The organism is Nocardioides sp. SRI_004 (assembly GCF_057586415.1).
In genome coordinates this window covers 83,755-107,812 of the sequence record NZ_JBYCZV010000010.1, presented here as the reverse complement: position 1 = coordinate 107,812, position 24,058 = coordinate 83,755, and the positions used below count along the sequence as shown (strand labels likewise).

At 72.2% G+C, this 24,058-nt stretch carries 24 protein-coding genes and 1 pseudogene; 14 read left to right on the top strand and 11 right to left on the bottom strand.

All coding sequences use genetic code 11. The annotated features are described in order from the left end of the window. Window positions 1–48: 48 nt before the first annotated feature. The 3 genes from AC2YHB_RS15295 to AC2YHB_RS15285 all read left to right on the top strand — a co-directional run bounded on the left by AC2YHB_RS15295 (window position 49) and on the right by AC2YHB_RS15285 (window position 2,314). Entirely contained in the window at window positions 49–822 is a 774-nt protein-coding gene (locus AC2YHB_RS15295) for a DUF4143 domain-containing protein (RefSeq protein WP_036550944.1), read from the top strand. 88 nt (window positions 823–910) lie between these two features. Continuing rightward, complete coding sequence (locus AC2YHB_RS15290; RefSeq protein ID WP_179648042.1) at window positions 911–2,077, top strand: nucleotide sugar dehydrogenase; 1,167 nt, start codon at window positions 911–913, stop codon at window positions 2,075–2,077. A gap of 108 nt (window positions 2,078–2,185) precedes the next feature. Next, window positions 2,186–2,314: a hypothetical protein gene (locus AC2YHB_RS15285; protein ID WP_257026819.1), complete on the top strand. Its 129-nt coding sequence runs from the start codon at window positions 2,186–2,188 to the stop codon at window positions 2,312–2,314. A 3-nt stretch (window positions 2,315–2,317) separates the two neighbouring features. On the opposite strand, the pseudogene AC2YHB_RS15280 reads toward AC2YHB_RS15285, so the two are convergent. The 3 genes and pseudogenes from AC2YHB_RS15280 to cysC all read right to left on the bottom strand — a co-directional run bounded on the left by AC2YHB_RS15280 (window position 2,318) and on the right by cysC (window position 6,298). Next, window positions 2,318–3,330: pseudogene (locus tag AC2YHB_RS15280) on the bottom strand (IS481 family transposase). Between the two features lie 107 nt (window positions 3,331–3,437). Next, on the bottom strand, window positions 3,438–4,460 hold the full coding sequence (locus tag AC2YHB_RS15275) for a sulfite exporter TauE/SafE family protein (RefSeq protein WP_179648041.1): 1,023 nt from the start codon (window positions 4,458–4,460) through the stop codon (window positions 3,438–3,440). After that, window positions 4,457–6,298: an adenylyl-sulfate kinase gene (cysC, locus tag AC2YHB_RS15270; protein WP_179648040.1), complete on the bottom strand. Its 1,842-nt coding sequence runs from the start codon at window positions 6,296–6,298 to the stop codon at window positions 4,457–4,459. The genes AC2YHB_RS15275 and cysC overlap by 4 nt, the downstream gene beginning before the upstream one ends. A gap of 168 nt (window positions 6,299–6,466) precedes the next feature. Here cysC and AC2YHB_RS15265 point away from each other — a divergent pair, with 168 nt between their 5' ends. The 3 genes from AC2YHB_RS15265 to AC2YHB_RS15255 all read left to right on the top strand — a co-directional run bounded on the left by AC2YHB_RS15265 (window position 6,467) and on the right by AC2YHB_RS15255 (window position 7,976). Beyond that, window positions 6,467–6,937, top strand: coding sequence for a helix-turn-helix domain-containing protein (locus AC2YHB_RS15265; RefSeq protein ID WP_179648039.1), 471 nt, complete (start codon window positions 6,467–6,469; stop codon window positions 6,935–6,937). A 5-nt stretch (window positions 6,938–6,942) separates the two neighbouring features. Further along, the gene (locus tag AC2YHB_RS15260; RefSeq protein WP_179648038.1) at window positions 6,943–7,539 is read left to right on the top strand and encodes a hypothetical protein; all 597 of its coding nucleotides are present in this window, start codon (window positions 6,943–6,945) and stop codon (window positions 7,537–7,539) included. 116 nt (window positions 7,540–7,655) lie between these two features. Further along, window positions 7,656–7,976 (top strand): DUF2516 family protein, encoded by a 321-nt coding sequence (locus tag AC2YHB_RS15255; protein ID WP_179648037.1) that lies wholly within the window; start codon window positions 7,656–7,658, stop codon window positions 7,974–7,976. 3 nt (window positions 7,977–7,979) lie between these two features. Here the strand turns inward: AC2YHB_RS15255 and manA are convergent, their stop codons facing one another. From manA to rfbB, 3 genes are read right to left on the bottom strand one after another with little or no spacing between them, the layout of a single operon-like run. Then, entirely contained in the window at window positions 7,980–9,161 is a 1,182-nt protein-coding gene (manA, locus tag AC2YHB_RS15250) for a mannose-6-phosphate isomerase, class I (protein ID WP_051932974.1), read from the bottom strand. Window positions 9,162–9,165: 4 nt separating this feature from the next. Further along, complete coding sequence (locus tag AC2YHB_RS15245) at window positions 9,166–10,554, bottom strand: sugar nucleotide-binding protein (RefSeq protein ID WP_036550956.1); 1,389 nt, start codon at window positions 10,552–10,554, stop codon at window positions 9,166–9,168. Window positions 10,555–10,558: 4 nt separating this feature from the next. After that, window positions 10,559–11,557 carry a dTDP-glucose 4,6-dehydratase gene (gene rfbB, locus AC2YHB_RS15240; protein WP_487354240.1) on the bottom strand — a complete coding sequence of 333 codons (999 nt, stop codon included), beginning with the start codon at window positions 11,555–11,557 and terminating at the stop codon, window positions 10,559–10,561. A 118-nt stretch (window positions 11,558–11,675) separates the two neighbouring features. Between rfbB and rfbA the strand changes: the two genes are divergently transcribed. From rfbA to AC2YHB_RS15225, 3 genes are read left to right on the top strand one after another with little or no spacing between them, the layout of a single operon-like run. After that, a complete protein-coding gene (gene rfbA, locus AC2YHB_RS15235) occupies window positions 11,676–12,551 on the top strand; it encodes a glucose-1-phosphate thymidylyltransferase RfbA (RefSeq protein ID WP_036550959.1) in 876 nt (291 codons plus the stop codon). 58 nt (window positions 12,552–12,609) lie between these two features. Further along, window positions 12,610–13,614 (top strand): UDP-glucose 4-epimerase GalE, encoded by a 1,005-nt coding sequence (galE, locus tag AC2YHB_RS15230; RefSeq protein WP_179648034.1) that lies wholly within the window; start codon window positions 12,610–12,612, stop codon window positions 13,612–13,614. Continuing rightward, on the top strand, window positions 13,611–14,462 hold the full coding sequence (locus AC2YHB_RS15225) for an N-acetylmuramoyl-L-alanine amidase family protein (RefSeq protein ID WP_487354239.1): 852 nt from the start codon (window positions 13,611–13,613) through the stop codon (window positions 14,460–14,462). The genes galE and AC2YHB_RS15225 overlap by 4 nt, the downstream gene beginning before the upstream one ends. Before the next feature lie 3 nt (window positions 14,463–14,465). Here AC2YHB_RS15225 and AC2YHB_RS15220 read toward each other — a convergent pair whose 3' ends face one another. Further along, window positions 14,466–14,645 carry a hypothetical protein gene (locus AC2YHB_RS15220; protein ID WP_179648033.1) on the bottom strand — a complete coding sequence of 60 codons (180 nt, stop codon included), beginning with the start codon at window positions 14,643–14,645 and terminating at the stop codon, window positions 14,466–14,468. 127 nt (window positions 14,646–14,772) lie between these two features. On the opposite strand from AC2YHB_RS15220, the gene AC2YHB_RS15215 reads away from it, so the two are divergent. The 5 genes from AC2YHB_RS15215 (at window position 14,773) to AC2YHB_RS15195 (ending at window position 18,560) form a co-directional block, all read left to right on the top strand. After that, window positions 14,773–15,663, top strand: coding sequence for a glucosyl-3-phosphoglycerate synthase (locus AC2YHB_RS15215; RefSeq protein WP_487354238.1), 891 nt, complete (start codon window positions 14,773–14,775; stop codon window positions 15,661–15,663). Further along, complete coding sequence (gene folP, locus AC2YHB_RS15210) at window positions 15,660–16,517, top strand: dihydropteroate synthase (protein ID WP_036550968.1); 858 nt, start codon at window positions 15,660–15,662, stop codon at window positions 16,515–16,517. The genes AC2YHB_RS15215 and folP overlap by 4 nt, the downstream gene beginning before the upstream one ends. Further along, window positions 16,514–16,987 (top strand): hypothetical protein, encoded by a 474-nt coding sequence (locus AC2YHB_RS15205; protein ID WP_487354237.1) that lies wholly within the window; start codon window positions 16,514–16,516, stop codon window positions 16,985–16,987. The genes folP and AC2YHB_RS15205 overlap by 4 nt, the downstream gene beginning before the upstream one ends. A gap of 165 nt (window positions 16,988–17,152) precedes the next feature. Continuing rightward, a complete protein-coding gene (locus tag AC2YHB_RS15200) occupies window positions 17,153–17,743 on the top strand; it encodes a rhomboid family intramembrane serine protease (RefSeq protein ID WP_179648030.1) in 591 nt (196 codons plus the stop codon). A 34-nt stretch (window positions 17,744–17,777) separates the two neighbouring features. After that, window positions 17,778–18,560: an enoyl-CoA hydratase-related protein gene (locus tag AC2YHB_RS15195; protein ID WP_036550974.1), complete on the top strand. Its 783-nt coding sequence runs from the start codon at window positions 17,778–17,780 to the stop codon at window positions 18,558–18,560. Window positions 18,561–18,569: 9 nt separating this feature from the next. Here the strand turns inward: AC2YHB_RS15195 and AC2YHB_RS15190 are convergent, their stop codons facing one another. From AC2YHB_RS15190 to typA, 4 genes are all read right to left on the bottom strand, one after another. Next, window positions 18,570–19,457 carry an endonuclease domain-containing protein gene (locus AC2YHB_RS15190; RefSeq protein WP_179648029.1) on the bottom strand — a complete coding sequence of 296 codons (888 nt, stop codon included), beginning with the start codon at window positions 19,455–19,457 and terminating at the stop codon, window positions 18,570–18,572. 127 nt (window positions 19,458–19,584) lie between these two features. Further along, window positions 19,585–20,604: a TIGR03617 family F420-dependent LLM class oxidoreductase gene (locus tag AC2YHB_RS15185; protein ID WP_179648028.1), complete on the bottom strand. Its 1,020-nt coding sequence runs from the start codon at window positions 20,602–20,604 to the stop codon at window positions 19,585–19,587. A gap of 90 nt (window positions 20,605–20,694) precedes the next feature. Next, window positions 20,695–22,074, bottom strand: coding sequence for an MFS transporter (locus AC2YHB_RS15180; RefSeq protein WP_051932977.1), 1,380 nt, complete (start codon window positions 22,072–22,074; stop codon window positions 20,695–20,697). Window positions 22,075–22,144: 70 nt separating this feature from the next. Further along, on the bottom strand, window positions 22,145–24,049 hold the full coding sequence (typA, locus tag AC2YHB_RS15175; protein WP_036550977.1) for a translational GTPase TypA: 1,905 nt from the start codon (window positions 24,047–24,049) through the stop codon (window positions 22,145–22,147). Window positions 24,050–24,058: the final 9 nt, after the last annotated feature.

Here is a 24,058-nt window from a genome sequence, read left to right as displayed (position 1 = left end):
TTAGACAAATCGACGAGTTTTCCACGGGAGCCGCTTAGGGTGACGCCCGTGGCTGCCGACTTCGTCGCCCGTCTGGGCTCCCGGGGAACCGTCCCGGGCGAGGTGCGGACCACCTGGGACGTCGAGCGGTACGTCGCCGCGACGGCCCGCCCCGTCACCGACGACGAGCTGCGCCGCCTCGCCCGGCGGGCCCGCGCGGTCCGTCGTACGGACCCGGGACGGCTGGCGGCCCTGCTGAGAGCCCTGGCGGACCCGTTGCTGGGCGAGCTCAACCACGCCCGGCTGGGCGCGGCCGCCGGGATTCCCCGCACCACCGTCCAGCCGTACGTCGACGTGCTGGTCGAGATCGGTGTGGTGCGCCTGCTGCCGGGGTGCCGGGCGTCGGCGGCCAAGCGCGCGATCGGTCGCCCCGAGGTGGTCTTCGAGGACCCCGCGCTGGCCCGCCACCTCGCCGGGCACGACCCTGCCGCCCTGGCCGCCTTCTCCGGTCGGCCCCGGCTCGCGCCGCTGCTGCGCACGATGGTCGCCGCCGAGCTGCTCCGCCAGCAGGCGACCAGCGTCGTCGAGCACCGGGTCTCCTACCTGCGTGAGCGCAACGGGCTGGAGGTCGGATTCGTGGTCGAGCTGCCCGACGACAGCATCTACGGCCTGGAGGTGCTGACGGCGGCGGGCCTCCGGCCGCACCAGTTCGCCCGCCTGGAGGCGCTCGCGCGGCGCGCGGGCTCCCGCTTCCGCGGCGGCGTCGTGCTCAACACGGCGTCCGTCGGCCACCGCTACGGGCCGCGCCTGTGGGGCCTGCCGATCGCCTCGGTGTGGGAGTGAGCGGCGCAGTGAGCCGCGTCTCGCCGGGCCACCGCGCCGTTCACCGGGATGTGCAGACAGGTTAAGGAACGGGCCTTACGCTCGCGTCGTGAAGATCGCCGTAGTGGGCACCGGATATGTCGGACTCTCGAACGCCGTCATCCTCGCCCAGCACCACGACGTCTGGGCGCTCGACGTCGATCCCGAGCGGGTCGAGATGGTCAACCGGCGCGAGTCGCCGATCATCGACGCCGAACTGCAGGACTACCTCGCCACCCGCGAGCTGTCGCTCACCGCGACCCTCGACAAGGACGAGGCCTACCGCGACGCGTCCTTCGTGGTGATCGCGACGCCCACGGACTACGACCCCGTCACCAACTACTTCGACACCTCCACGGTGGAGCGCGTCACCGCCGACGCGATCGCCGCCAACCCGTCGGCGACGATCGTCATCAAGTCGACGATCCCGGTCGGCTTCACCAGCAGGCTCCGCGAGCGCCACCTGGGCTCGTCGATCATCTTCAGCCCGGAGTTCCTCCGCGAGGGGCGGGCGCTGTACGACAACCTGCACCCCTCCCGCATCGTCGTCGGCTCGGACACGGAGGCCGGTCACCAGTTCGCCAAGCTGCTGCTCAACGGCTCGCTCGACGAGGACGTGCCGGTGCTGTTCACCGGGGCCACCGAGGCGGAGGCGATCAAGCTCTTCTCCAACACCTACCTGGCGCTGCGGGTCGCGTACTTCAACGAGCTCGACACCTACGCCTCGATCCACGGCCTCGACGCGCGCCAGATCATCGAGGGCGTCGGCCTCGACCCGCGCATCGGCTCGCACTACAACAACCCGTCCTTCGGGTACGGCGGCTACTGCCTGCCGAAGGACACCAAGCAGCTGCAGGCGAACTACCGCCACGTGCCCCAGAACCTGATCAGCGCGATCGTCGACGCCAACACCACCCGCAAGGACTTCATCGCGGCCGACATCCTGGCCCGCCGGCCGAAGGTCGTCGGGGTCTACCGCCTGACCATGAAGTCCGGGTCCGACAACTTCCGGATGTCGTCGGTGCAGGGCGTGATGAAGCGGATCAAGGCCAAGGGCGTCGAGGTCATCGTCCACGAGCCCGAGCTGGACGACGACACCTTCTTCAACTCCGAGGTCGTCCGCGACCTGGGGGAGTTCAAGAAGCGCGCCGACGTGATCATCGCCAACCGGCAGACCGACGTCCTGTCCGACGTGGCGGCGAAGGTCTACACGCGCGACATCTACGGCCGCGACTGACCGACGGGGGCCGTCGGCTGTCAAGGCGACACGCCCGGGACCAATGTCCCTGCAGGTTGAACCGATCTGAGGGTTGGTTGCGTCGGGCCCGGTGCCTACCGTTGGTACATGGAGACACTGCTCGGACTGGGAGCCCTCTGGGTCGCCGCCGCCACGGCGCTGACCCTCGCTCTCGGTCGGGCCGCCGCCGAGGACGAGCCCTTCCGGCTCGACCACGACCGCGTGCTGGCCCGCTGACCCCTAGCTGTTCTGACCCGGGAGGTTGGGCACGCGGTCGATGGGTGACTTGCCCTTGAGGCTGGTGTGGCCGCGGTGGTGATTGTAGTGATGCAGCCAGCCGGGGTACGCCGCTGCGCGGTCGGCTTCTGAGGTGTAGGTGGTTGCGTAGGCCCATTCCTCGAGCAGGGTCCGGTTGAACCGTTCGACCTTGCCGTTGGTCTGGGGCCGGTACGGGCGGGTGCGGCGGTGTTTGACGCGGCGCCCGAGCGTCTTGGCCCAGAGCCGGCTGCGGTAGCAGGAGCCGTTGTCGGTGAGCACGGCCTTCACGGTGATGCCGTGGGCAGCGAAGAAGCGTCGCGCCCGCTTCCAGAACGCGGCTGCGGTCTCCTTGCGCTCATCGGCGAGGATCTCGGAGTAGGCCAGCCGGGAGTGGTCGTCGACGGCGTGGTGCAGGTAGACGTAGCCCCGCGAAGGTGAGGCGCCGGCACGAGCTGCGCGACTACGTCGTGCGTGCACCCGGTTGTCTTGGGCCGTGCCGCGTCCGAGCGCGTGCCACCCGCCGCCGTCGGGGATCCGTCCGAGCTTCTTGATGTCGACGTGGACCAGGTCGCCCGGTGCGGCGTGCTCGTAGCGGTTCTTGTCGCGGGAGGAGGTCTTGATCCGGGTGCCGGTGGCCGGGTCGGTCCACTTCAGCCGTGGGCAGCCGTAGCGGCGCAGGACTTGGTGGACTGTCGAGGGGTTCAGGCCGAGGTGGTAGGCGATCCGGGCCGGTCCCCAACGCCGGGTCACGCGCAGACCCACGATCCGTCGCTCGGTGCGCTGGGGCAGCCGGTTCGGGTGGCGGTGCGGGCGGGACGAACGGTCGACCATGCCGGACTTGCCGGATAGGCGGTAACGGTGGCCCAGCGGCGGACGGTCGTGATGGCGACCGAGAATCGCTCGGCGGCTCGGGCATAGGTCCAGCCCTGCTCGACGACGAGCTTGGCCAGACGCAGCCGTCCGGCCGGGGTGAGGGTGGCGTTAGCGTGGGTCATGAAGACCTCCGTGGTGGGTGTGGGTGCGTGGTAGCTCCACACCTCACCCGGAGGTCTTCGTCATGATCCAGCCGACCCGCCGTACCTAACGTCCGTGGTCAGAACACCTAGCGCTCGTCGGTCGCCGGTTGCCGGCGACCGCGGCGGTTGCCGTCCGCGCCCAGCGCCTCGATCTCGCTGACCGTCGGCGCGCCGAACATCGGCAGCCCGTGACGCTTGCGCAGCACGCCCCAGACCAGCGGCACCAGGAAGAGCATCGCCAGGCCGATCGCGGCGACGAGCACGGCCTCGAGGGTCTCGTGGCCCTGGCCGAAGGGGTGCAGGCCGGCCTTGAAGAGCAGTGCGGTGCCCGACATGGTCAGCACGATCACGATGCCGCGGCGGATGATCGACTGCGGCACGCGCGGCGCGATCCGCGAGCCGAGCAGGGTGCCCGGGACCGAGCCGATCACCAGCGGGATCAGGAGGTCCCACTCGAGGCCGTGGATCGCGATGTTCGCCAGCGCCGCGCTGAGCACGAGCGGCACGGCCTGGACGAGGTCGGTGCCGACCAGGCGCACGGCCGACAGGCCGGGGTAGAGCATCAGCAGCGCGATCATGATGACCGAGCCGGAGCCGACGCTGGTGATGCCGACCAGGAGCCCGCCGAGCATGCCGACGAGCAGGGTCGGGAGCGGCCGGATCGGCGGGTTGTCGTCGGGGAGGATGCCGCCGCTGCGGACCCGGCCGAGGTTGATGTAGAGGCGCAGGGCGTACGTCGACGCGGCGAACAGCAGCGCGATGCCGATGCAGAGCTTGAGGGTCTTCTCGAGGTCCGCCGGGTCGTCGGTGACGGCGTTGACGAGCCACGGCCCGATGAACGCCATCGGCACCGAGCCGGCGATCAGCCAGCCGGCCAGCCGCAGGTTGGGGGAGCCCTCCCGGGCGTGCGTGATCGCACCGCCGGTCTTGTAGATCGCGGCCGCCGTCAGGTCGGCGGTGACGATCGCCGAGGTGTGGCCGACGCCGAGGAAGATCAGCGCCGGCGTCATCAGCGCGCCGCCGCCCATGCCCGTCAGCCCGACGACGATGCCGACGAAGAAGCCCGCGGCGGCGATCGAGAGCGCGGTGAGGGTGATCAGGTCGTTCATGCGATGCCTGTCTGGGAGGTGAGTCGCGGCAGGACCGCACTGAGCAGGGCGTCGATCTGGTCGGCGGACGCCTCGGCGGCCGCGCGACCCCGCCGGTAGGGGTCGCGGATGTCGTGGGCGTCGACGGCCCCGGCGCGGCGGTGCCCGGCCGCGGTCACGAGCGCGGCGCCCACCAGCGTGGGGTCGACCCGCTCGATCGACTCGGCGAACTGGCCGAGCGTGAACGCCTTGCGGAAGGCGCCGGGGACCTCCTCGAGCACGAACGCCCGGTGCGACGCCTCGGCGGTGAGCACGAGGTCGGCCTCGTTGATCATGTCGCGCGTCAGCCGACGGCTCGCGAACGACTCGGCCGCCTCGTCGTCGATGCCGCGGTCGGCCAGGACGACGCCCATCGTCGCGTCGACGTGGTGGGAGCGGAAGCCGTGGGTCCCGGCGCTGGAGAACTCGACGTCGGTGGCGCCGGCGAGCATCGCCCGCGCCCGGAGCTCCATGTACGGCGAGCGGCAGATGTTGGCGGTGCAGATGAAGAGCACCCGCAGCGGACCGCCCTCGGCGGTTGCCGGGGTCGTGACGGCGCGGGGCGACGGACGGCCGGCCGTGCGTCGCGCGGCGGGCGGCGCGGGCGTCGGCAGGGTGCCGCGCAGGTCCATGATCCCAGCGGCCGCGAGGCCGGCGAGCACGTCGTCGAGGGCGGCCTCGATGGTGCGGCCCGTCGTGTCGACCCGGACGTCGGCGTCCTCGGGCTCCTCGTAGGGCGAGGAGATCCCGGTGAACTCGGGGATCTCGCCGCGCCGGGCCTTGGCGTAGAGGCCCTTGCGGTCGCGGCGCTCGCACTCCTCGAGCGGGGTCGCGACGTGTACGAGGAAGAACCGACCGCCGGCCTGCTCGACCATGGCCCGGACCTGCTGGCGGGTCTCGTCGAAGGGCGCGATCGGGCTGCAGATCGCCACGCCGCGGTGGCGGGCGATCTCGGCCGCGACCCAGCCGATCCGGCGGATGTTGGTCTCGCGGTCCTCCTTGGAGAAGGTGAGCCCGGCCGAGAGGTTGCGGCGTACGACGTCGCCGTCGAGGCTGGTGATGGAGCGGGTGCCCTGCTCGAGGACGCGGTCCATGAGCGCCCGGGCCAGCGTGGACTTGCCGCTGCCCGAGAGGCCGGTGAAGAAGAGCACCAGGCCCTGGTCGGCGGGGGCGGGCCGCTCCTGCGCCTCGATGTCGGCGAGCTCGGGCAGCGTCCGGCCACCGGGCTTCAGCTCGACGATGTCGTCGGCGCCGGCGTACCAGGCGAGGACCGACTGGCGCAGGGCCGCGTCGGCGTCGGAGCCGTGGTCGGTGAGGGGGATCGCCACGACGGCCGCGTCGAGCATGCCGGCGACCCGGACGGTCGCGCGCAGCAGGCCGACGGGGCTCACGGCAGGAGTGCCGGCGCCCACCAGGGCGGCGAGCAGGACCGGGCCGAGCCCGCGCAGCTGCTCGAGCTGGGTGTCCGTGACGAGGTCGGTCACGGGGACGACGGTGCGGCCGGCGTAGCGCTCGCGGGCGGTCTCCGGCGGCAGGTGCAGGCTGCGGAAGGCGCCGAACTGCGCGTGGGTGAGGGGCTCGACGCTCAGGCCGCGCAGGGTGCGGGCGATCCGGGCGAGGGGGAGGCCCTCGGGGTCGACGAGCTCGACCTCGTGGCCCTCGTCGAGGTGGGTCTCGAGCGCCTCGGGGAGGTCGAGCGTGATCGGGCTGCCCGGCTCGTTGAAGCCGACGATCGGGCCGGCGGCGCCCGAGGTGAGCAGCTCCAGGTCGTCGAGCTCCCGGGGCGTGGGGCAGTGCTGCGGGACGGAAGGACTCGACACGCTCGCGATCGTACAGAGTCGAGTGAGTTGATCCCATTTCAAGACTGACAGGTGGGACCTTGCACCGCGCCCGCCCTGCGCACGCGCCGACCCGTAACACGGCTCATGTGAACGACTTCACTTGCTGCCTGCTTGCACCTTGCTAACTATTGCTAGCACCATGGGGACATGGCTAAGGGAAAGGTCGGGAAGACCGTCGGGTCGCTCGGTGACTACCTCAAGGAGCAGCGCGTCGGTGCGCGGCTCTCGCTGAGGCAGCTCGCCGACCAGGCGGGTGTTTCCAACCCCTATCTCAGCCAGATCGAGCGCGGGCTCCGCAAGCCGTCGGCCGAGGTCCTCCAGCAGATCGCCAAGGCGCTGCGGATCTCTGCGGAGCAGCTCTACATCCGGGCCGGGATCCTCAGTCCGGACGACGGCGTCGGGGGCTCGGTGGAGCTGGCCATCCTCAGCGACACCGGCCTCACCGAGCGGCAGAAGCAGTCGCTCCTCGACGTCTACGCATCGTTCCTGGCACTGAACGCGGCCGACGGGGCGGACGACGCCACGCCGGCAGGTGCGGAGACCGACGCCGAGGGCACCGCCCCGATCACGACCGAGATCGATCCCGACAGCGACAACCGCGTCACCAACGAAGGGTAAGAAGAATGCCGAAGCTCGACCTCCCCAAGCTTGACCTCCCCAAGCTCGAGATCCCGACCATCGACCTCAAGTCCATCGACCTGCCGGAGCTCCCCCCGGCCGCCGCCAAGCCGATCTACGCCGGTGTCGGCGCGACCGACCTGGCCGTCGAGAAGGTCATCGCCTACGTCGCCGACGTGCAGACCAAGGTGACCGCCCGCGTGAGCGAGGTCCGCAAGGACGTCACCACCCGCGTCGCCGACGTGCAGAGCACCGTCAAGGGCTTCGAGCTCCCCGAGCCGAAGTCGCTGCAGGGCAAGGCCGAGGCCAAGCTCGCCGAGCTGCAGGCCGACGCCAAGGCCCTCCCGGCCAAGGTCCAGAGCAGCGTCAAGGGCGCGTACGACGGCAACGTCGCCACCGCCACCGCGCTGTACGCCGACCTCGCCAAGCGCGGTGAGGGCGTCGTCGTGAAGCTCCGCTCCGGCGAGGCCCCGGCCGCCCCGGCCGCGAAGGCCCCGGCGAAGAAGGCTCCCGCCAAGAAGGCTCCGGCCAAGAAGGCTCCGGCCGCCAAGAAGGCCCCCGCGAAGAAGGCGCCGGCCAAGAAGGCTCCCGCCGCCAAGTGAGCCGACCCGCTCCCGCGCACCGCGACCCCGAGGCTCCGGCCCCGGGGTCGCGGTCGTTTTCGCGGGATCGCGCGGACGCCTGCCGATCGCGGGGGACCACGTAGGATCGGGGCACCATGCGCGACGTCTTCCTCCCCCAGCTGCCGGACTATCTCGAGCTCGGCTGGCGGATCGAGGCCTGGATCTTCATCGTGGTCGGGATCGTGCTCCTCGCCGTGAAGATGTTCGCGCTCGTCAGCGCGCTGCTCTACTCCAACGAGTCCTACGACGCGGCGGGCAAGCTCAACAAGACCACCTGGTGCGCGATCCTCGGGGTCGGCCTGCTGCTGCACCTGGTGCCGATCCCGCTGGCGTTCGTCAACCTCGCGATGCTGATCGCGGCACTCGTCTACCTCGCCGACGTCCGTCCGGCGCTGGCCGGACTGCGCCGCCGCTGACGGTCACAGCAGGTCGAACAGCTGCCCGCGGGCGTCGGCCGCGGGGACGAAGGCCTGGGCGATCTCGCCGGTGCCGGCGACCCGCAGCTCGCCATCGCTGTCGTCGGCGTACGCGACGTCGCCGCGAGCCAGCCGCAGCACCTCGTCGCGGCGGTTGGCCAGGGCCACCTCGCCGCCCGTGCACACCAGCAGCCGGGCGCCCGAGGCGGGCAGCACGACGCCGGCGGGGTCGGCGGGCGAGCTCTGGGTGACCGAGAGCGCGAAGTCGCCGCACGGGCTGAACACGTCGGTCGAGTAGTTGAAGACCATCGGCTCGACGCGGGCCGCGCGGGAGGTGCCCTCCTCGAGGCAGCGGACCAGGCCGGGGGCGTCGATGTGCTTGGTGGTCAGGCCGGCGCGGAGCACGTTGTCCGACGAGACCATCACCTCGAGGCACAGGCCGCGCAGGTGGGCGTGGATGATGCCCGTCGCGAGGTACGCCGCCTCGCCGGCCTGCAGGGTGAGCCGGTTGAGCAGCAGGGAGATGATCACGCCGACGTCGCCGGGGCTGGACTCGGCGAGCTCGACGGCGGTCTCGTAGGCCCGCTTCACGTCGCGGCCCCCGTCGAGCGCCTTCTGGCAGGCGGCGGCGACCTCGGTGACCACCTCGGGCGCCGGGGGATCGGCGAGCAGGCCCTCGATCAGGCGCACGATGCCGGTGAAGCCGGTGTTGTCGAGCAGGTCGTCCTTGAGCCCGTCGGTCAGCGGGTGCTCGACGGTCTCGAGGATCCGCACGATCTCCGAGGTGCGGCGCAGGCCGACCAGGGTGTCGAAGGTGGAGAGGGCGTAGACCATCTCGGGCTTGGGGAACGGATCCTTGAACACCCGGTGGGGCGCGTCCAGCGGGACGCCGGCCTCCTCCTCGGCGGCGAAGCCGGCGGCCGCGCGGTCGGCGTCGGGGTGGACCTGGATCGAGAGCGGGCGGTCGGCGGCGAGGACCTTGAGCATGAAGCCCAGCTCGCCGGAGACCTCCGTCAGCGGGCGCTCCTGTCCGTCGCTGCCGCGCACCCGGGCGGTGCCGAGGGGGTGCGTGCCGACCCAGACCTCGGCGACGCGTCGGCCGTCGGCCTCCTGGCGCTGGAAGCCGGGGATGGCGTGGGTGGAGCCCCAGTCGTAGGACTGGGTCGGACAGGTGAGCGCGAGCACCCCGTCAGCCTAGATGGGCGACGTAGTCGGCGAGGGCGGAGTCGGCATCTGCGCTCTCGAACCCGGTCGCCGCGAGCTTGTCGAGCGCCAGCGTGCTGTGGAGCGGTCGCGGCGAGAGGTCCTTGCCGGCGGCGTACTCCTCGGTCGTCACGGTGCTGACCCGGGCCGGGTCGTGGCCGGTCAGCTCGAAGACGCGGCGGGCGTAGTCGGCCCACGAGCGCGGCCGGCCGCCGTTGGTCACGTTGTAGGTGCCGTACGCCGCCCCGCTGGTGACGAGGTGTTGCGTGGCACGGGCGAGCTCGGTGGCGAAGGTCAGCCGGCCGACCTGGTCGTCGACGACGGCCGGGTCGACGCCGTCGGCGGCGAGCTTCGCCATCGTGCGCACGAAGTTGTGGCCCTCGCCGATCACCCACGAGGTGCGCAGCACGTAGTGCTTGGGCGCGGTGCCGACGGCGAGGTCGCCGGCGGCCTTGGTCTGGCCGTACACGCCGAGCGGCGCGAACGGCTCGTCCTCGCGGTGGCCGCCCTCGACCTCGGCGCCGTCGAAGACGTAGTCGGTCGAGTAGTGGACCAGCGTGATGCCGCGGCGCGCGGCGATCCTCGCGAGTGCCGCGGGAGCGGCGGCGTTGGCAGCCCACGCGGCGGCGCGGCCCTCGGGCGTCTCGGCGCGGTCGACGGCGGTGTACGCGGCCGCGTTGAGGACCAGGCCGTACTCCTGCCACGGCCACGCCTCGAGCGCCTTGGGGTCGGTCAGGTCGAGCTCGTCGAGGTCGACGAGCGTCGCGTCGGGGAAGAGCGGGGCGAGCGCCCGGCCGAGCTGGCCGTTGCAGCCGGTGATGAGGGTGCGCTTCGGCTGCATCGGCGTGACCTCGGCCAGCCGCGGGTTGTGCCGGTCCTTCTCGGACAGCTCCGCCTCGGCGAGCGGGATCGGCCACGGGATGCCGGCCGTCTCGTCGGCCAGGTTGACCGCCGGGTAGGCGATCCCGGGCACGTAGTGGTCGTTGACCAAGTAGGAGTAGACCGTGTTGTCGGCGAGCGACTGGTAGGAGTTGCCGACGCCGCGGGGCACGAAGACCGCGACGTGCTCGTCGATCTCCGTCCAGTAGGTCGCCCCGAAGCTGTCGCCCGCGCGCAGGTCCACCCACGCCGCGAAGACCTTGCCGTTGGCGACCGAGACCAGCTTGTCCCACGGCTCGGCGTGGACGCCGCGGGTGACGCCGACGGTGGCGTTGAAGCTCATGTTGTTCTGGACCGGCCCGAAGTCGGGCAGGCCCTGCGCGGTCATCCGCTCGCGCTGCCAGTTCTCCTTGAACCAGCCGCGGTCGTCGCCGTGCACGGCGAGCCGCAGGACGACCAGCCCCGGGATGGGGGTCGTCTCGATGGTCTCGGCCACCCGGTCACTGTCCCTTCGCGGCGTACGCCGCCTCGGTGGCCGCCTTCGCCGGGCGCCACCACTCGGCATGGTCCTGGTACCAGCGGACCGTCTGCTCGAGGCCGGAGCCGAAGTCGGCGTACTGCGGGGTCCAGCCGAGCTCGGTGCGCAGCTTGCCCGAGTCGATGGCGTAGCGCAGGTCGTGGCCGGCGCGGTCGGTGACGTGCTCGAAGTCGTCGGCCTCGCGGCCCATCAGCTCGAGGATCATCCGGACGACCTCGAGGTTGGACTTCTCGCCGTCGGCGCCGATCAGGTAGGTCTCGCCGACCCGGCCGCGCTCGAGGATGGTCAGCACCGCCGACGAGTGGTCCTCGGTGTGGATCCAGTCGCGGACGTTCTCGCCGGAGCCGTAGAGCTTCGGGCGGCGGCCGTCGATCACCTCGGTGATCTGGCGCGGGATGAACTTCTCGACGTGCTGCCACGGGCCGTAGTTGTTGGAGCAGTTCGAGATCGTCGCCTGCACGCCGAAGCTGCGCACCCATGCGCGGACCAGGTGGTCGGAGCCCGCCTTGGAGGCCGAGTACGGCGACGACGGCTGGTACGGCGTGTCCTCGGTGAACCTCTTGGGATCGTCCAGCTCCAGGTCGCCGTACACCTCGTCGGTGGAGACGTGGTGGAAGCGCACGCCGGCCTTGCGGACCGCCTCGAGCAGGGTGAACGTGCCGATCAGGTTGGTGCGGATGAACGGCGAGGGGTCGTCGAGGGAGTTGTCGTTGTGCGACTCCGCGGCGTAGTGGACGACCGCGTCGTGCTCGCCGACCAGCGGGTCGACGACGGCGGCGTCGGCGATGTCGCCGACGACGAGGCGCACCCGGTCCTCCGGCAGGCCCGCGAGCGACTCGCGGGAGGCCGCGTAGGTCAGCTTGTCGAGGACCGTGACGGTCGCGTCGGTGTTGCGGACGACGTGGTGGACGAAGTTGGAGCCGATGAAGCCGGCACCACCCGTGACGAGGATGCGCTGCACGCGGAGCAGTGTAGGGACCGTCGCCGGATCCCGCTGGGCGATCGGCCACCTGCGGACGCTTCCTCAAGTACCTTGGGCGCCGCAGTCCCCGACGTCGACAGGAACGGGAACCCCCACCATGCGCGGGATCATCCTCGCCGGAGGCACCGGAAGCCGGTTGCACCCGATCACCCACGCCATCAGCAAGCAGCTGATGCCGATCTACGACAAGCCGATGATCTACTACCCGCTCTCGACGTTGATGCTCTCCGGCATCCGCGAGGTGCTGGTGATCACGACGCCCCACGAGGCGGACCAGTTCCGCCGGCTGCTGGGCGACGGGTCGCAGTTCGGGATCGAGATCACCTATGCGGTGCAGCCCTCGCCCGACGGGCTGGCGCAGGCCTTCCTGATCGGCGAGGAGCACCTCGCCGGCGAGGGCGCGGGCCTGGTGCTCGGCGACAACATCTTCTACGGCGCCCGGCTGGGCATCGCGCTCAACCGGTTCGCCGAGCTCGACGGAGCCGCGGTCTTCGGCTACCGCGTGGCCGACCCGACGGCGTACGGCGTCGTGGAGTTCGACGACGACGGCCGGGCGCTGTCGCTGGAGGAGAAGCCGGAGAAGCCGCGCAGCCCGTTCGCGGTCCCGGGCCTCTACTTCTACGGCTCCGACGTCGTCGAGAAGGCGAAGTCGCTCAAGCCGTCGGCGCGCGGCGAGCTGGAGATCACCGACCTCAACCGGATGTACCTCGAGGAGGAGCGGCTCCAGGTCGAGGTGCTCCCGCGCGGCACCGCGTGGCTCGACACCGGGACCTTCGACGACCTCAACGACGCGAGCAACTTCGTCCGCGCGCTCGAGGCGCGACAGGGCACGAAGGTCGGCGCGCCCGAGGAGGTGGCGTGGCGGCTGGGGTTCATCGACGACGCCCAGCTGACCGATCTGGCGCAGGGCCTGCTGAAGAGCGGCTACGGCCGCTACCTGCTGGGGCTGCTGGACGAGAAGCACGACTGGTAGGTCGGCGGGTGGCTCGGCGAGGACGGTCCGGCAGACGTCGGTCGGTATCGTCGCGGGCATGAAGGTCCTCGTCACCGGCGGTGCCGGCTACATCGGTTCGATCACCGCCAAGGCGCTCGAGGAGTCCGGGCACGTCCCGGTCGTCCTCGACTCCCTGCTCACCGGTCCCCGTCAGTACGTCGGCGACCGGATCTTCTACGAGGGCGACGTCGCCGACCGCGCGCTGCTGCGCCGGATCGTCGCGGAGCACCCCGACATCGAGGCGACGATCCACATGGCCGCCCGGATCGTCGTACCGGAGTCGGTGGAGAAGCCCTACGAGTACTACCGCGACAACGTCGCGAAGTCGCTGGAGATGTTCGACGAGCTGACCGCCCTCGGGAAGCCGCGGATCATCTTCTCCTCGACGGCGTCGCTCTACGCGATGACGCCGCAGTTCGAGGTGACCGAGCAGGACCCGGTCGAGCCGACGTCGCCCTACGCACGGACCAAGCGGATGATGGAGCAGGTCCTCGAGGACCTCTCCCGGGCGAGCGAGCTGCGCGCGATCATCCTGCGCTACTTCAACCCGATCGGCGCCGACCCCGACCTCGAGACCGGCTACCACGTGCGCGACGCGACGCACGTCGTCCCGCTCATGGCGCAGACCGCCCTCGGCTTCCGCGACACCTTCACGATCACGGGCACCGACCACCCGACGCGCGACGGCACGGGCATCCGTGACTACATCCACGTCTGGGACCTGGCGCGGGCGCACGTGCGCGCGGTGGAGGAGTTCGACGCGGTGCTGTCGAAGGTCGACGACACCTACACCTACATCAACCTCGGCGCGGGTGACGGCGTCACCGTGCGCGAGCTGCTCGCCGCCGTCGAGCGCGTGGTCGGCAAGCCGGTGCCGGTGACCGAGGCGCCCCCGCGGCCCGGCGACGCCCCGGGCGCCTTCGCCAACGCCGACAGGGCGCGCGAGCTGCTCGGGTGGCAGACCGAGCTCTCGCTCGACGAGGCGATCGCCTCGGCGCTCGCCTGGGGCGAGAAGCGCAAGGACGTGCTGGGCTACGCGTGATCCGCACGCGGGGCTCGGGTCGCGCGGCGGCGCTGCTGCTGGTCGCCGCGCTCGCCGCCGGGTGCGCGACGGAGGCCCCTCCCGCCGACCCCGGTACGACGCCGTCCGCCTCCCCGGGCGCCGGCTCCACGGCACCCTCGCCCTCGGGGTCCGGCGAGGGTAGTGACCGGAGGCTGGCCGGCAAGGTCGTCGTCCTCGACCCCGGCCACCAGCTCGGCAACCGCCACCACGCCGCGGCGATCGCTGAGCCGGTCGACGCGGGCGGGTTCGAGAAGGAGTGCAACACGACGGGGACCGCGACCGACGACGGCTACCCCGAGGCGACCTTCACCTGGCAGGTCGCCGTCGTGGCGCGGCACCTGCTCGAGCAGCGGGGTGCGCGCGTGGTGCTCACCCGGGACGCCGACTCCGACGACGAGTGGGGTCCGTGCGTCGACGAGCGGGGGCGGATCGGCAACCCCGGCGAGCCCGGTCCGACCGCCGACGTGCGGGTCAGCATCCACGCCGACGGCGTCCTCGACGAGTCGGCGACCGGCTTCCACGTCATCCGGCCGGCGCTGCGCGCGGGGTGGACCGACGACATCGAGCGGCCCTCGCGCCGCCTGGCGCGGGCCCTGCGCGACGCGCTCGTCGCGGAGGGGATCGGTGTGTCGTCGTACCGGGGGGAGCGGGGGATCGACGTGCGCGACGACCTCGGGACGCTCAACCTCTCGGACGTGCCGGCGGTGATGGCGGAGCTCGGCAACATGCGGGCCGCCGGTGATGCGGAGCTGATGGAGAGCGACGCCGGCCGGCGACGCTACGGGCGCGCCATCGCGGACGCGGTCACGGCCTACCTGGGCCGGTAGGGCTCAGCGGACGAGGTCGGCGGGGCTGATGATCTCGACCGGCGGGCGGTGCCGGCCGCCGGGCGCCTCGGCCTGCCGCCTCCGACGGCGTGGTCGCCGCGAGTGCCGCTCGATGTGCGGACAGCCGCGCGGGCCGTGCTTCACCAGGCAACGCACCTTGCGTCGCCAACGTCCAAGGCTCATAGGAATCTCCTGGGGGGAGGGAGCGCCCGCCGAATTCCCGAGAGCCCTCACCGTAACCCCGGGTCGTCGGTTCTGACAACGAACCTGCGAAGAAGGTCCGCGCCGGGGCCCCGGTAGGTTGACGGGCATGGGGATCCGCGCCGCCCACTGGGACGACTGGAGCCTCGAGGGCCTGCTGGGGGCCAAGGGGACGCTGGGGCAGCGGGTCAGCCTGGTCGTCCCCGCGCGCAACGAGGCGGCCACCGTCGGGGCGGTCGTGAGCCGGGTCCGTGAGGCGCTGATGGAGACCGTCGACCTCGTCGACGAGATCGTCGTCATCGACAGCGACTCGGTCGACGACACCTATGCCGTGGCCGAGTCGGCCGGCGCGCGGGTCCACCGGGCCGCCGAGATCCGGCCGGACCTCGGCAGCCACCCCGGCAAGGGCGAGGCGATGTGGAAGTCGCTCTTCGTGACGACCGGCGACCTCGTGGTCTTCATGGACGCCGACCTCCACGACTGGGACACCCACTTCGTGCCCGGCCTGCTCGGCCCGCTGCTGTCGGACCCGACGGTCGAGCTGGTCAAGGGCTTCTACGACCGGCCGGGCGTCGACGGGCCGCTCGAGGGCGGCCGCGTCACCGAGCTCGTCGCGCGCCCGCTCATCGCCCTGCTGTTCCCCGAGCTCGGCACCCTGGTGCAGCCGCTGGCGGGGGAGTGGGCCGTGCGCCGGTCGTGGTTCGCGGGGCTGTCCGTCCCGACCGGGTACGCCGTCGAGCTGGCCGCGCTGGTCGACACCGCCCGCGCCGCCGGGCCGTCCGCGATCGCCCAGGTCGACCTCGGGGTCCGCGCCCACCGGCACCAGGCGCTGCGCGACCTCGGTGGCATGGCCACCCAGATCATCGCGGCCGCCCTGGGCCGCTCCGGCGTGGACGGGCTCGACCAGGAGGCGGTGCTGCGGCAGTACCTGCGCCTCCTGGAGCCGGTCGAGCACGTCGTACTCACCCTCGAACGACCGCCCGCGGAGGCCTACCTGTGAGACTCGGACGCCAGCGCTTCGGTGACGACGAGGCGTTGATGATGGCGATCGTCAACCGCACGCCCGACTCCTTCTTCGACAAGGGCGCGACCTGGGCCGAGGACGCCGCCTTCGCGCGCGTGGCCGAGGTGGTCGCGCAGGGCGCGGAGATCGTCGACATCGGCGGCATCAAGGCCGCGCCCGGCGTCGAGATCTCGCCCGCCGAGGAGAAGGCGCGGGTGGTCGACTTCGTCGCGCGGGTGCGGTCGTCGTACCCGGAGCTGGTGATCTCCGTCGACACCTGGCGCGCCGAGGTCGGCGCCGCCGTCTGTGCCGCCGGGGCCGACGTCCTCAACGACGCGTGGGGCGGCGCGGACCCCGAGCTCGTCGACGTCGCCGCGGAGTACGACGCCGCCATCATCTGCACCCACACCGGCGGCGTGACGCCGCGGACCCGGCCCTACCGCATCGACTACGACGACGTCGTCGCCTCCGCGATCACCGACACGGTGGCCTACGCGGAGCGGGCGCTGGCGGCCGGCGTCGCGCGGGAGTCGATCGTCATCGACCCGGCCCACGACTTCGGCAAGAACACCTTCCACTCGCTCGAGGTGACCCGACGGATCGGGGAGATGGTCGCCACCGGCTGGCCGGTGCTCGTGTCGCTCTCCAACAAGGACTTCGTCGGCGAGACGCTCGGCCTGGAGGTCGGCGAGCGCCTGCTCGGGACCCTCGCCGCGACCTCGGTCTGCGCCCTCGCCGGTGCCCGGATCTACCGCGTCCACCAGGTCGTGGAGACCCGCCAGACCGTCGACATGGTGTGGTCGATCGCCGGCCGCCGCCCGCCGCTGCGCGCGATCCGGGGGCTGCAGTGAGCACCCCCACCGCGCTCGTCCCCGGCGTGCTGGCCCTGCTGCCGTCGTACACGTCGATCGAGGACCCCGTCGCCGACCTCCGCGCCGCCTGCCTCGACGCCGTCGGCCGGCTGGGGCCGCGGGTCCGGGTCGTCGCGTCGGAGGCCACGGGCGGCTCCGGCGCGCGCGTCGCCGCCGCACTGGTGGCCGCAGCGGGTGGGTCGGTGGTCGACGAGGGCGAGACCGGCGTCCTCGTCGTCGGCAACGGCTCGGCTCGACGTACCGAGAAGGCGCCCGGCCACCTCGACGAGCGCGCGGCCGCCTTCGACGACGCGCTGCGGGCCTCGTTCGCCGACATCGACCCGGTCCTCGCCGAGGAGCTGTGGGCCGACACCGCCTGCCTCCCGGGTCTGCCCCCGCTCGCCGACGCCGAGGTCCTGTACGACGACGCCCCCTTCGGCGTCCAGTACTGGGTCGCCCTCTGGTCCTGACCCCCCCTCGCCGACTTGCCGCTCTGCCGGGTCGAGTTGCCGGTTTGTCGGGTCGAGTTGCCGGTTCCGTACCTTGAAGTGGCAACTCGACGCGCCAGAGTGGCAAGTCGACCCAGCAAAGTGGCAAGTCGGCGGTGGGTGGGGCGGATCGGCCACACTGGCGGCATGGACCTCAGGACGGCCGACAAGCCGGCGTGGCAGGTCGCCGGGGTGGCGACGGTGGCGTTCGTCGTACTCCTCTGGGCGATCGAGGCGATCGACGTCGCGGCGTCGCACCGGCTCGACGGGTGGGGGATCCAGCCGCGCGAGGCGGAGGGGTTGCCGGGCATCCTGGCCGCGCCGCTGCTGCACGGGGGCTGGGGGCACCTGGTCGCCAACACCGTGCCGGCGCTGGTGCTGGGTTTCCTGACCCTCGCCACCGGGATCGGCCGCGGGCTGGCGGCGACGGCGGTGATCTGGCTGCTCGGTGGCCTGGCCGTGTGGCTGGTCGCGGGCGACCACTCCGTGCACATCGGCGCCTCCGGCCTGATCTTCGGCTGGATCACCTACCTGGCGGTGCAGGGATTCGTGGACCGCAAGCCGTCGGAGATCGTGATCGGGCTGGTGGTGCTGGTCGTCTACGGCAGCGTGCTGTGGGGCGTCCTCCCGGGTACGCCGGGCGTCTCGTGGCAGGGCCACCTGTTCGGCGCGGTGGCCGGCGTGGTGGCGGCGTTCGCGGTCAGCGAGCGGGGCTTCTCGCGTTCCAGCCGGCGGTGATCGACGGGAACCGCCCGCCGGTACCCTCGCCGTCGTGACCGCTGACGACCTGCTCATCGACCGCGACCGCCTCGGCCCCGGCGTGCTCGAGGTGACCTTCAACCGCCCCGAGCGCCGCAACGCGTTCACCAAGGCGATGTACGGCGAGCTGCGCCAGCTCTGGGAGCAGACCGCCGAGGACCGCTCCGTCGGCGTCGTCGTGCTGCGCGGCGCGGGCGGGAAGGCGTTCGCCGCCGGCAACGAGATCAGCGACTTCCTCGAGGCCGACGCCGTCGACTACGAGAACTGGATCCGCGAGATGTTCGACCGCCTGTGGGCCCTGCCCCAGGTCACCATCGCGGCCGTCGACGGGGTCTGCGTCGGCGGCGGCCTCGCCGTCGCCACGCACTGCGACCTCCGCGTCGCCACCGCGGCCTCGCGGTTCGGCTACCCGATCGCCCGCACCCTCGGCAACGCCCTCTCCGGCACCGTCCTCTACCGCTGCCAGGCGATCTTCGGGGAGTCGTTGACCCGCGAGATGCTGCTGGCCTCCCGGCTCGTCTCCGCCGACCGTGCGTACGCCGCCGGCGCGATCACGGCTTCGGTCGCCGACGCCGCCGCCCTGGACGCCGAGGTCGCCGACCTCGCCGCCGGCATCGCGCAGGCGTCGCGGGTGACGATCGAGACCACCAAGCACCAGCTGCTCGCCCGCTCCCGCCCGGCCGAGGCGTCGATCGAGGGCGAGGAGGCGCTGCTGCGGGAGGTCTACACCGGACCGGACTTCAACGAGGGCGTGCGGGCGTTCCTCGCCAAGGAGAAGCCGGCCTTCCGCCGCTGAGCGGGTGCCTCAGGCGGCTCGTCGACCCGCCGCGGCCATCGCCACGACGTCACGGAGCACCGCGGCGACGTACCCCGGTTCGTCCATGACGTCGCTGTAGCTGAACCGGACGACCACCCAGCCCTGGCGCACGAGCGTGGTGTAGCGGCGGATGTCTGCGTCGTGCTCGTCGGGACCGGCATGCCAGGTGCGCGAGTCGGCCTCGACCACGATGCGCAGGCCGACGTCGGCGAGGTCGACGCGGTAGGGCCCGATCTGCACCTGCGGGCGCACGGTCAGCCCGCGGACGTCGAGGCAGACCGCACGAAGGCAGGACTCGAACGGGTTCGCAGCACGGCGGTCCGCCAACCCGGCGACGCGGAGCGCGGCGGTGCGCCCGGTCCGCGGCCCACGCTCCAGCGCGGCCACCACGTCGGCGCGACGCATGCCTCCACGGAGGGCGGAGTCCGCGACGCAGAGCGCTTCGTCGAAGGGCAGCGTGCGCAGGCATGTCGTCACCGTCGAGAGGCGACCGGTGACCTGGACCCCCCGGGCGTCGGTGACCACGTCGTCGGGGCGGCGGTCCCACCAGTGGAGCGTTGCCCGGCGGCGCTGCTCCGCGGTGACCTTCCGGCCGCGCAGCAGGGTGAGGTCCGGCAGGGCGGGGGGCCGCTTCACCTCCCACCCCCACGCGAGCGCCGCGCTCAGCCCGGTGACCGTGGCGGTCAGCTCGACGGAGAGGCGATCGGCGTCGGTGATGCCCTTGACGCCGTACCTCCCGCGGCGCAGGGAGACGATCTCGCCGGCGTCGAGCGCCCTCCGGATGCCGCGCGCCGAGCAGGCGGCCCGCAATGTCGCGGCGTCGCAGATCCCGCCCGCGGCCAGGACCACGCGAGTCGGGTCGGCGTTGCGGGACATGGGTCGATCATCGCCGTCCGGCCGGCGCCGTGCCGGTCCTCTCCACAGGCACGACGGATCCACCGTTCGAGGCTCGAGGGCACCGATGCCGCTCGAGAGGACGCGAACCGTGGATCGCTCGTGACCGTCAGGCGTCCGCGAGCGCGGCCACCAGCTCGGCGACCTGGTCCGCCGACGGGTCGTGGCCCGGGAAGTAGCAGCAGACCCGCCCCGCGACCCCCGGTACGCCGCCGAAGCGCCGGCTGATCTCGGCCGCGCACTCCTCGGGGGTGCCGGTGACGGCGATCGTGGCCAGCAGGGTGTCGTCGACCAGGCGCACCATCGAGGCGACGTCGCCGGTCTTCGAGAGGCGATTCAGCTCCGGCTGGAGCTCGCCCCACCCTTCGACGTCGAGCACGGGGCGGTAGGCGGGCGTGGATCCGTAGAACGCCAGCAGGGCCCGGACGCCGGCGCGGGCGGTGGCGAGCTCCTCGTCGGTGCGGCCCATCGCGAGGATCGCCTGGGGGAACACGGCGAAGGCATCGGCCGTGCGGCCCGTCAGCGCGAGGCCCTCGGCGACGGCGGGCAGCGTCCGCTCGTGGAAGTGGCGGTGGGAGTGGAAGGGCATCACCAGCAGGCCGTCGGCGGCCTCGGCCGCGGTCCGGGTCATCAGCGGGCCCAGGGCGCCGAGCAGGATCGGCGGCGGGCCGAAGGGGTTGGGGCCGGGGACGAAGGTCGGCGGCATCAGCGTGTGCGTCGTGTGCTCGCCGCGGAAGTCGAGGCGGGTGCCGTCCTGCCACGCGGTCAGGATCGCCCGCACGGCACCGACGATCTCGCGCATCCGCGCGGCCGGCGGGGACCAGCGGGCGCCGTACCTCTTCTCGATGTGGGGCTGGACCTGCGAGCCCAGGCCGAGGCGGAACCGTCCACCGCTCATGAGCTGCAGGTCCCACGCGGTGTGGGCCAGGTGCATCGGCGAGCGGGGCATCGCGATCGCGACATTGGTCATCAGGTCCGCGTCGACCTGGCCGGCGATCGCGGCGAGCGGCAGGAAGACGTCGTGCGGACCCTCGAAGGTGAACAGCCCGGCCGCGCCGGCGGCGGTCAGCTCCCGGGCCCGGGCCAGGGCACGGTCGGGGCGGGCATCGAGCTGGAGATCGACGAGCACGGCCCCATCCAAGCGGATGGGGCCGTGCCGTGCCGCCCTCTCGTCAGAGCCGTGGGGACTAGCGAGGCCAACGGATCCGCTGGTCGTGGCTCAGGCGCGCGCCGGAGTCCGTCGCCCGCCGAGGGCGACGCCCGCACCGGCGAGGAAGCAGATCCCGGCCATGGTCAGGACCGTGGCGCGGAACGCGGCCTCGTGGCCGCCGTACACCTCGAGCAGGGCGACGGTGACGGCGGAGCCGACCGAGAAGCCGAGATAGCGCAGCAGCTGGTTGAAGGCCATCGCGCTGCCGGTCTCCTCACGCGGCACGTGGGGCACGATCAGCATCGGCAGCGAGGAGAAGGTGAAGCCGCTGCCGAGCCCGCCGACCGCCATCGCGACGAGCGCCTGCGGCAGCGTGTCGTGGCGCAACGCCACCAGCACCATCGAGGACGCGAACACCGTCGCGCCGATCGGGAGCAGCAGGTGGGCGCCGAACCTCCTGGCCACGCGCAGCGCGATGCGGCTGCCGGTGACGCTGAGGACGGCGTACGGGACGAGGACGAGACCTGCGGCGGCGGCACCCCGGTCGAGTCCCCAGCCGGCGCTGCCGTCGGCCCGCACGAGGAGTACGACGACCGTCAGCAACCCGTACATGCCGACCGCGAGCGCGAACGCGACGGCATTGGGCCCGAGCACGCCCGGCCGGCCGGCGAGCCGGAGGTCCACCAGCGGCTGGCCGCCGTGGGTGGCGAGGTGGCGGGTCCGCAGGACCCAGCCGGCGAGGAGGACGACGCCGCCGGCGGCGAGCAGGACCACCGGCGCGGACAGCCAGCCCCACGCCTCGCCCTGGCTGACGGCGAGCAGGACGGCGACCATCCCGACCGCCACGAGCACCACGCTGGCGAGGTCGACCTGCTGCGGCTCACCGTCCGCCTGACGGGGCAGGAAGCGGATCGCGAGGCCGAGCGTGACGGCGACCAGCGCCGCCCCCATGCCGTAGGCGCCGGCGATGCCGGCGTGCTCGGCGACCAGGCCGGTGAACGGGTAGCCGAGGCCGGCCCCCGCGACGGTCGCGATCGAGAGGAGCGAGAGCCGCGAGACCAGCCGGTCGCCGGTCCACACGTCGCGCGCGACGGCGAGGGTCAGCGGTGCGACGGCCAGGCCCATGCCCTGTCCGGCCCGGCCGGCGATGAGCGCGCCCATGCCGAGCGGCAGCGCCGCCAGCACCGCGCCCGCGAGCACGACGCCGAGCGCACCGAGGACGACCGGGCGACGGAGCCGGCCGCTGCCCCAGCGGCCGATCGCCGGCGTGGCCGCCGCGGCTGCGATGAGGGTGGAGGTGAGCACCCACTGGGCGGTGGCCAGCGGGACGTCGTACCGGGTGGCGATGCTGGGGACGAGCGGTGCGCCGAGGCTGCTGACCACCGCCGTGACGACGCTGATCGCCGCGAGGGTCGCGAACAGCCAGCGGTCCTCGGTCTCCGGTCTCACCCCGACACTGTGCCGGGTCGCCCGGCCGCGGACGACGGGAGTCCTGCTGGCCGGGCCGCCGACGCGAGGGTCAGCGGGTGCCCTTGCGGGCCCGGCTCGCCATCTTGGCGCGCTCGTTCTGGTCGAGGACGACCTTGCGGATGCGCACCGTCTCCGGGGTGATCTCGACGCACTCGTCCTCGCGGCAGAACTCCAGGCACTGCTCGAGCGAGAGCTTGCGCGGCGGGATGAGCTTCTCGAAGTTGTCGGAGGTGGCGGACCGGATGTTGGTCTGCTGCTTCTCCTTGGTGATGTTGACGTCCATGTCGTCGGCGCGGGAGTTCTCGCCGACGATCATGCCCTCGTAGACCTCGGTCGACGGCTCGACGAACATCACGCCGCGCTCCTGCAGCGAGGTCATGGCGTACGCCGTCGCCGCGCCCGCACGGTCGGCGACGAGCGAGCCCGACTGGCGCGAGCGGATCTCGCCGGCGAAGGGGAAGTAGCCCTCGGAGATCGAGTGCGCGATGCCCGTGCCGCGGGTCTCGGTGAGGAAGTCGGTGCGGAAGCCGATCAGGCCGCGGGCCGGGACGACGAACTCCATGCGCACCCAGCCGGTGCCGTGGTTGGTCATGCCCTCCATGCGGCCCTTGCGGTTGGCGAGCAGCTCGGTGATCGTGCCGAGGAACTCCTCCGGCGCGTCGATCGTGAGGCGCTCGAAGGGCTCGTGCAGCTTGCCGTCGATCTCGCGGGTGACCACCTGCGGCTTGCCGACGGTGAGCTCGTAGCCCTCGCGGCGCATCTGCTCGACGAGGATCGCCAGCGCGAGCTCGCCGCGGCCCTGGACCTCCCACGCGTCCGGGCGCTCGGTCGGCAGGACGCGGAGCGACACATTGCCGATCAGCTCCGAGTCGAGGCGGTCCTTCACCAGGCGCGCGGTGACCTTGTGGCCCTTGCCGCCCTTGCCGACGAGCGGGGAGGTGTTGGTGCCGATGGTCATCGAGATGGCCGGCTCGTCGACGTGGATGAGCGGCAGCGCGACCGGGTTCTCCGGGTCGGCGAGGGTCTCGCCGATGGTGATGTCGGGGATGCCGGCGACGGCGACGATGTCACCGGGGCCGGCGGACTCGCCGGGCTTGCGCTCGAGGCCCTCGGTCACGAGGAGCTCGGTGATCTTGACGTTCTTCGCCACGCCCTCGCGGTTGATCCACGCGACGTTCTGGCCCTTCTTGAGCGTGCCCTGCTTGATGCGCAGCAGCGCGAGGCGACCCAGGAAGGGGGAGGCGTCGAGGTTGGTGACGTGGGCCTGGAGCGGGGCCTCGTCGTCGTACTCCGGCGCCGGGATGGTCTCCAGGATGGTGCGGAACAGCGGCTCCAGGTCGGTGCCCTCGGGCAGGGTGCCGTTGTCCGGCTTGGTGAGCGAGGCGATGCCGGCCTTGCCCGACGCGAAGACGACCGGGAAGTCGAGCGCGTCCTGGCTGTGCGAGTCGTCGAGCAGGTCCATGAACAGCTCGTAGGTCTCGTCGACGACCTCGTCGATCCGGGCGTCGCCCCGGTCGGTCTTGTTGACCACGAGGATCACCGGCATGTCGGCGTTGAGCGCCTTGCGCAGCACGAAGCGGGTCTGGGGGAGCGGGCCCTCGGACGCGTCGACCAGGAGCACGATGCCGTCGACCATCGACAGGCCGCGCTCGACCTCGCCACCGAAGTCGGCGTGGCCGGGGGTGTCGATGATGTTGATGACCATGTCGCCGTCGGCGAGCTCCTGCGCCGAAGGACCGCGGTAGTGGACCGCGGTGTTCTTCGCGAGGATGGTGATGCCCTTCTCGCGCTCGAGGTCACCGGAGTCCATCACGCGCTCGGCGACGCCCTCGGCCTCGTGGGCGCTGAACGCGCCCGCCTGGTGCAGCATCGCGTCGACGAGGGTGGTCTTGCCGTGGTCGACGTGGGCCACGATGGCGACGTTGCGGAGATCGGTGCGACGAGTCTGGGACACGAGGGGTCA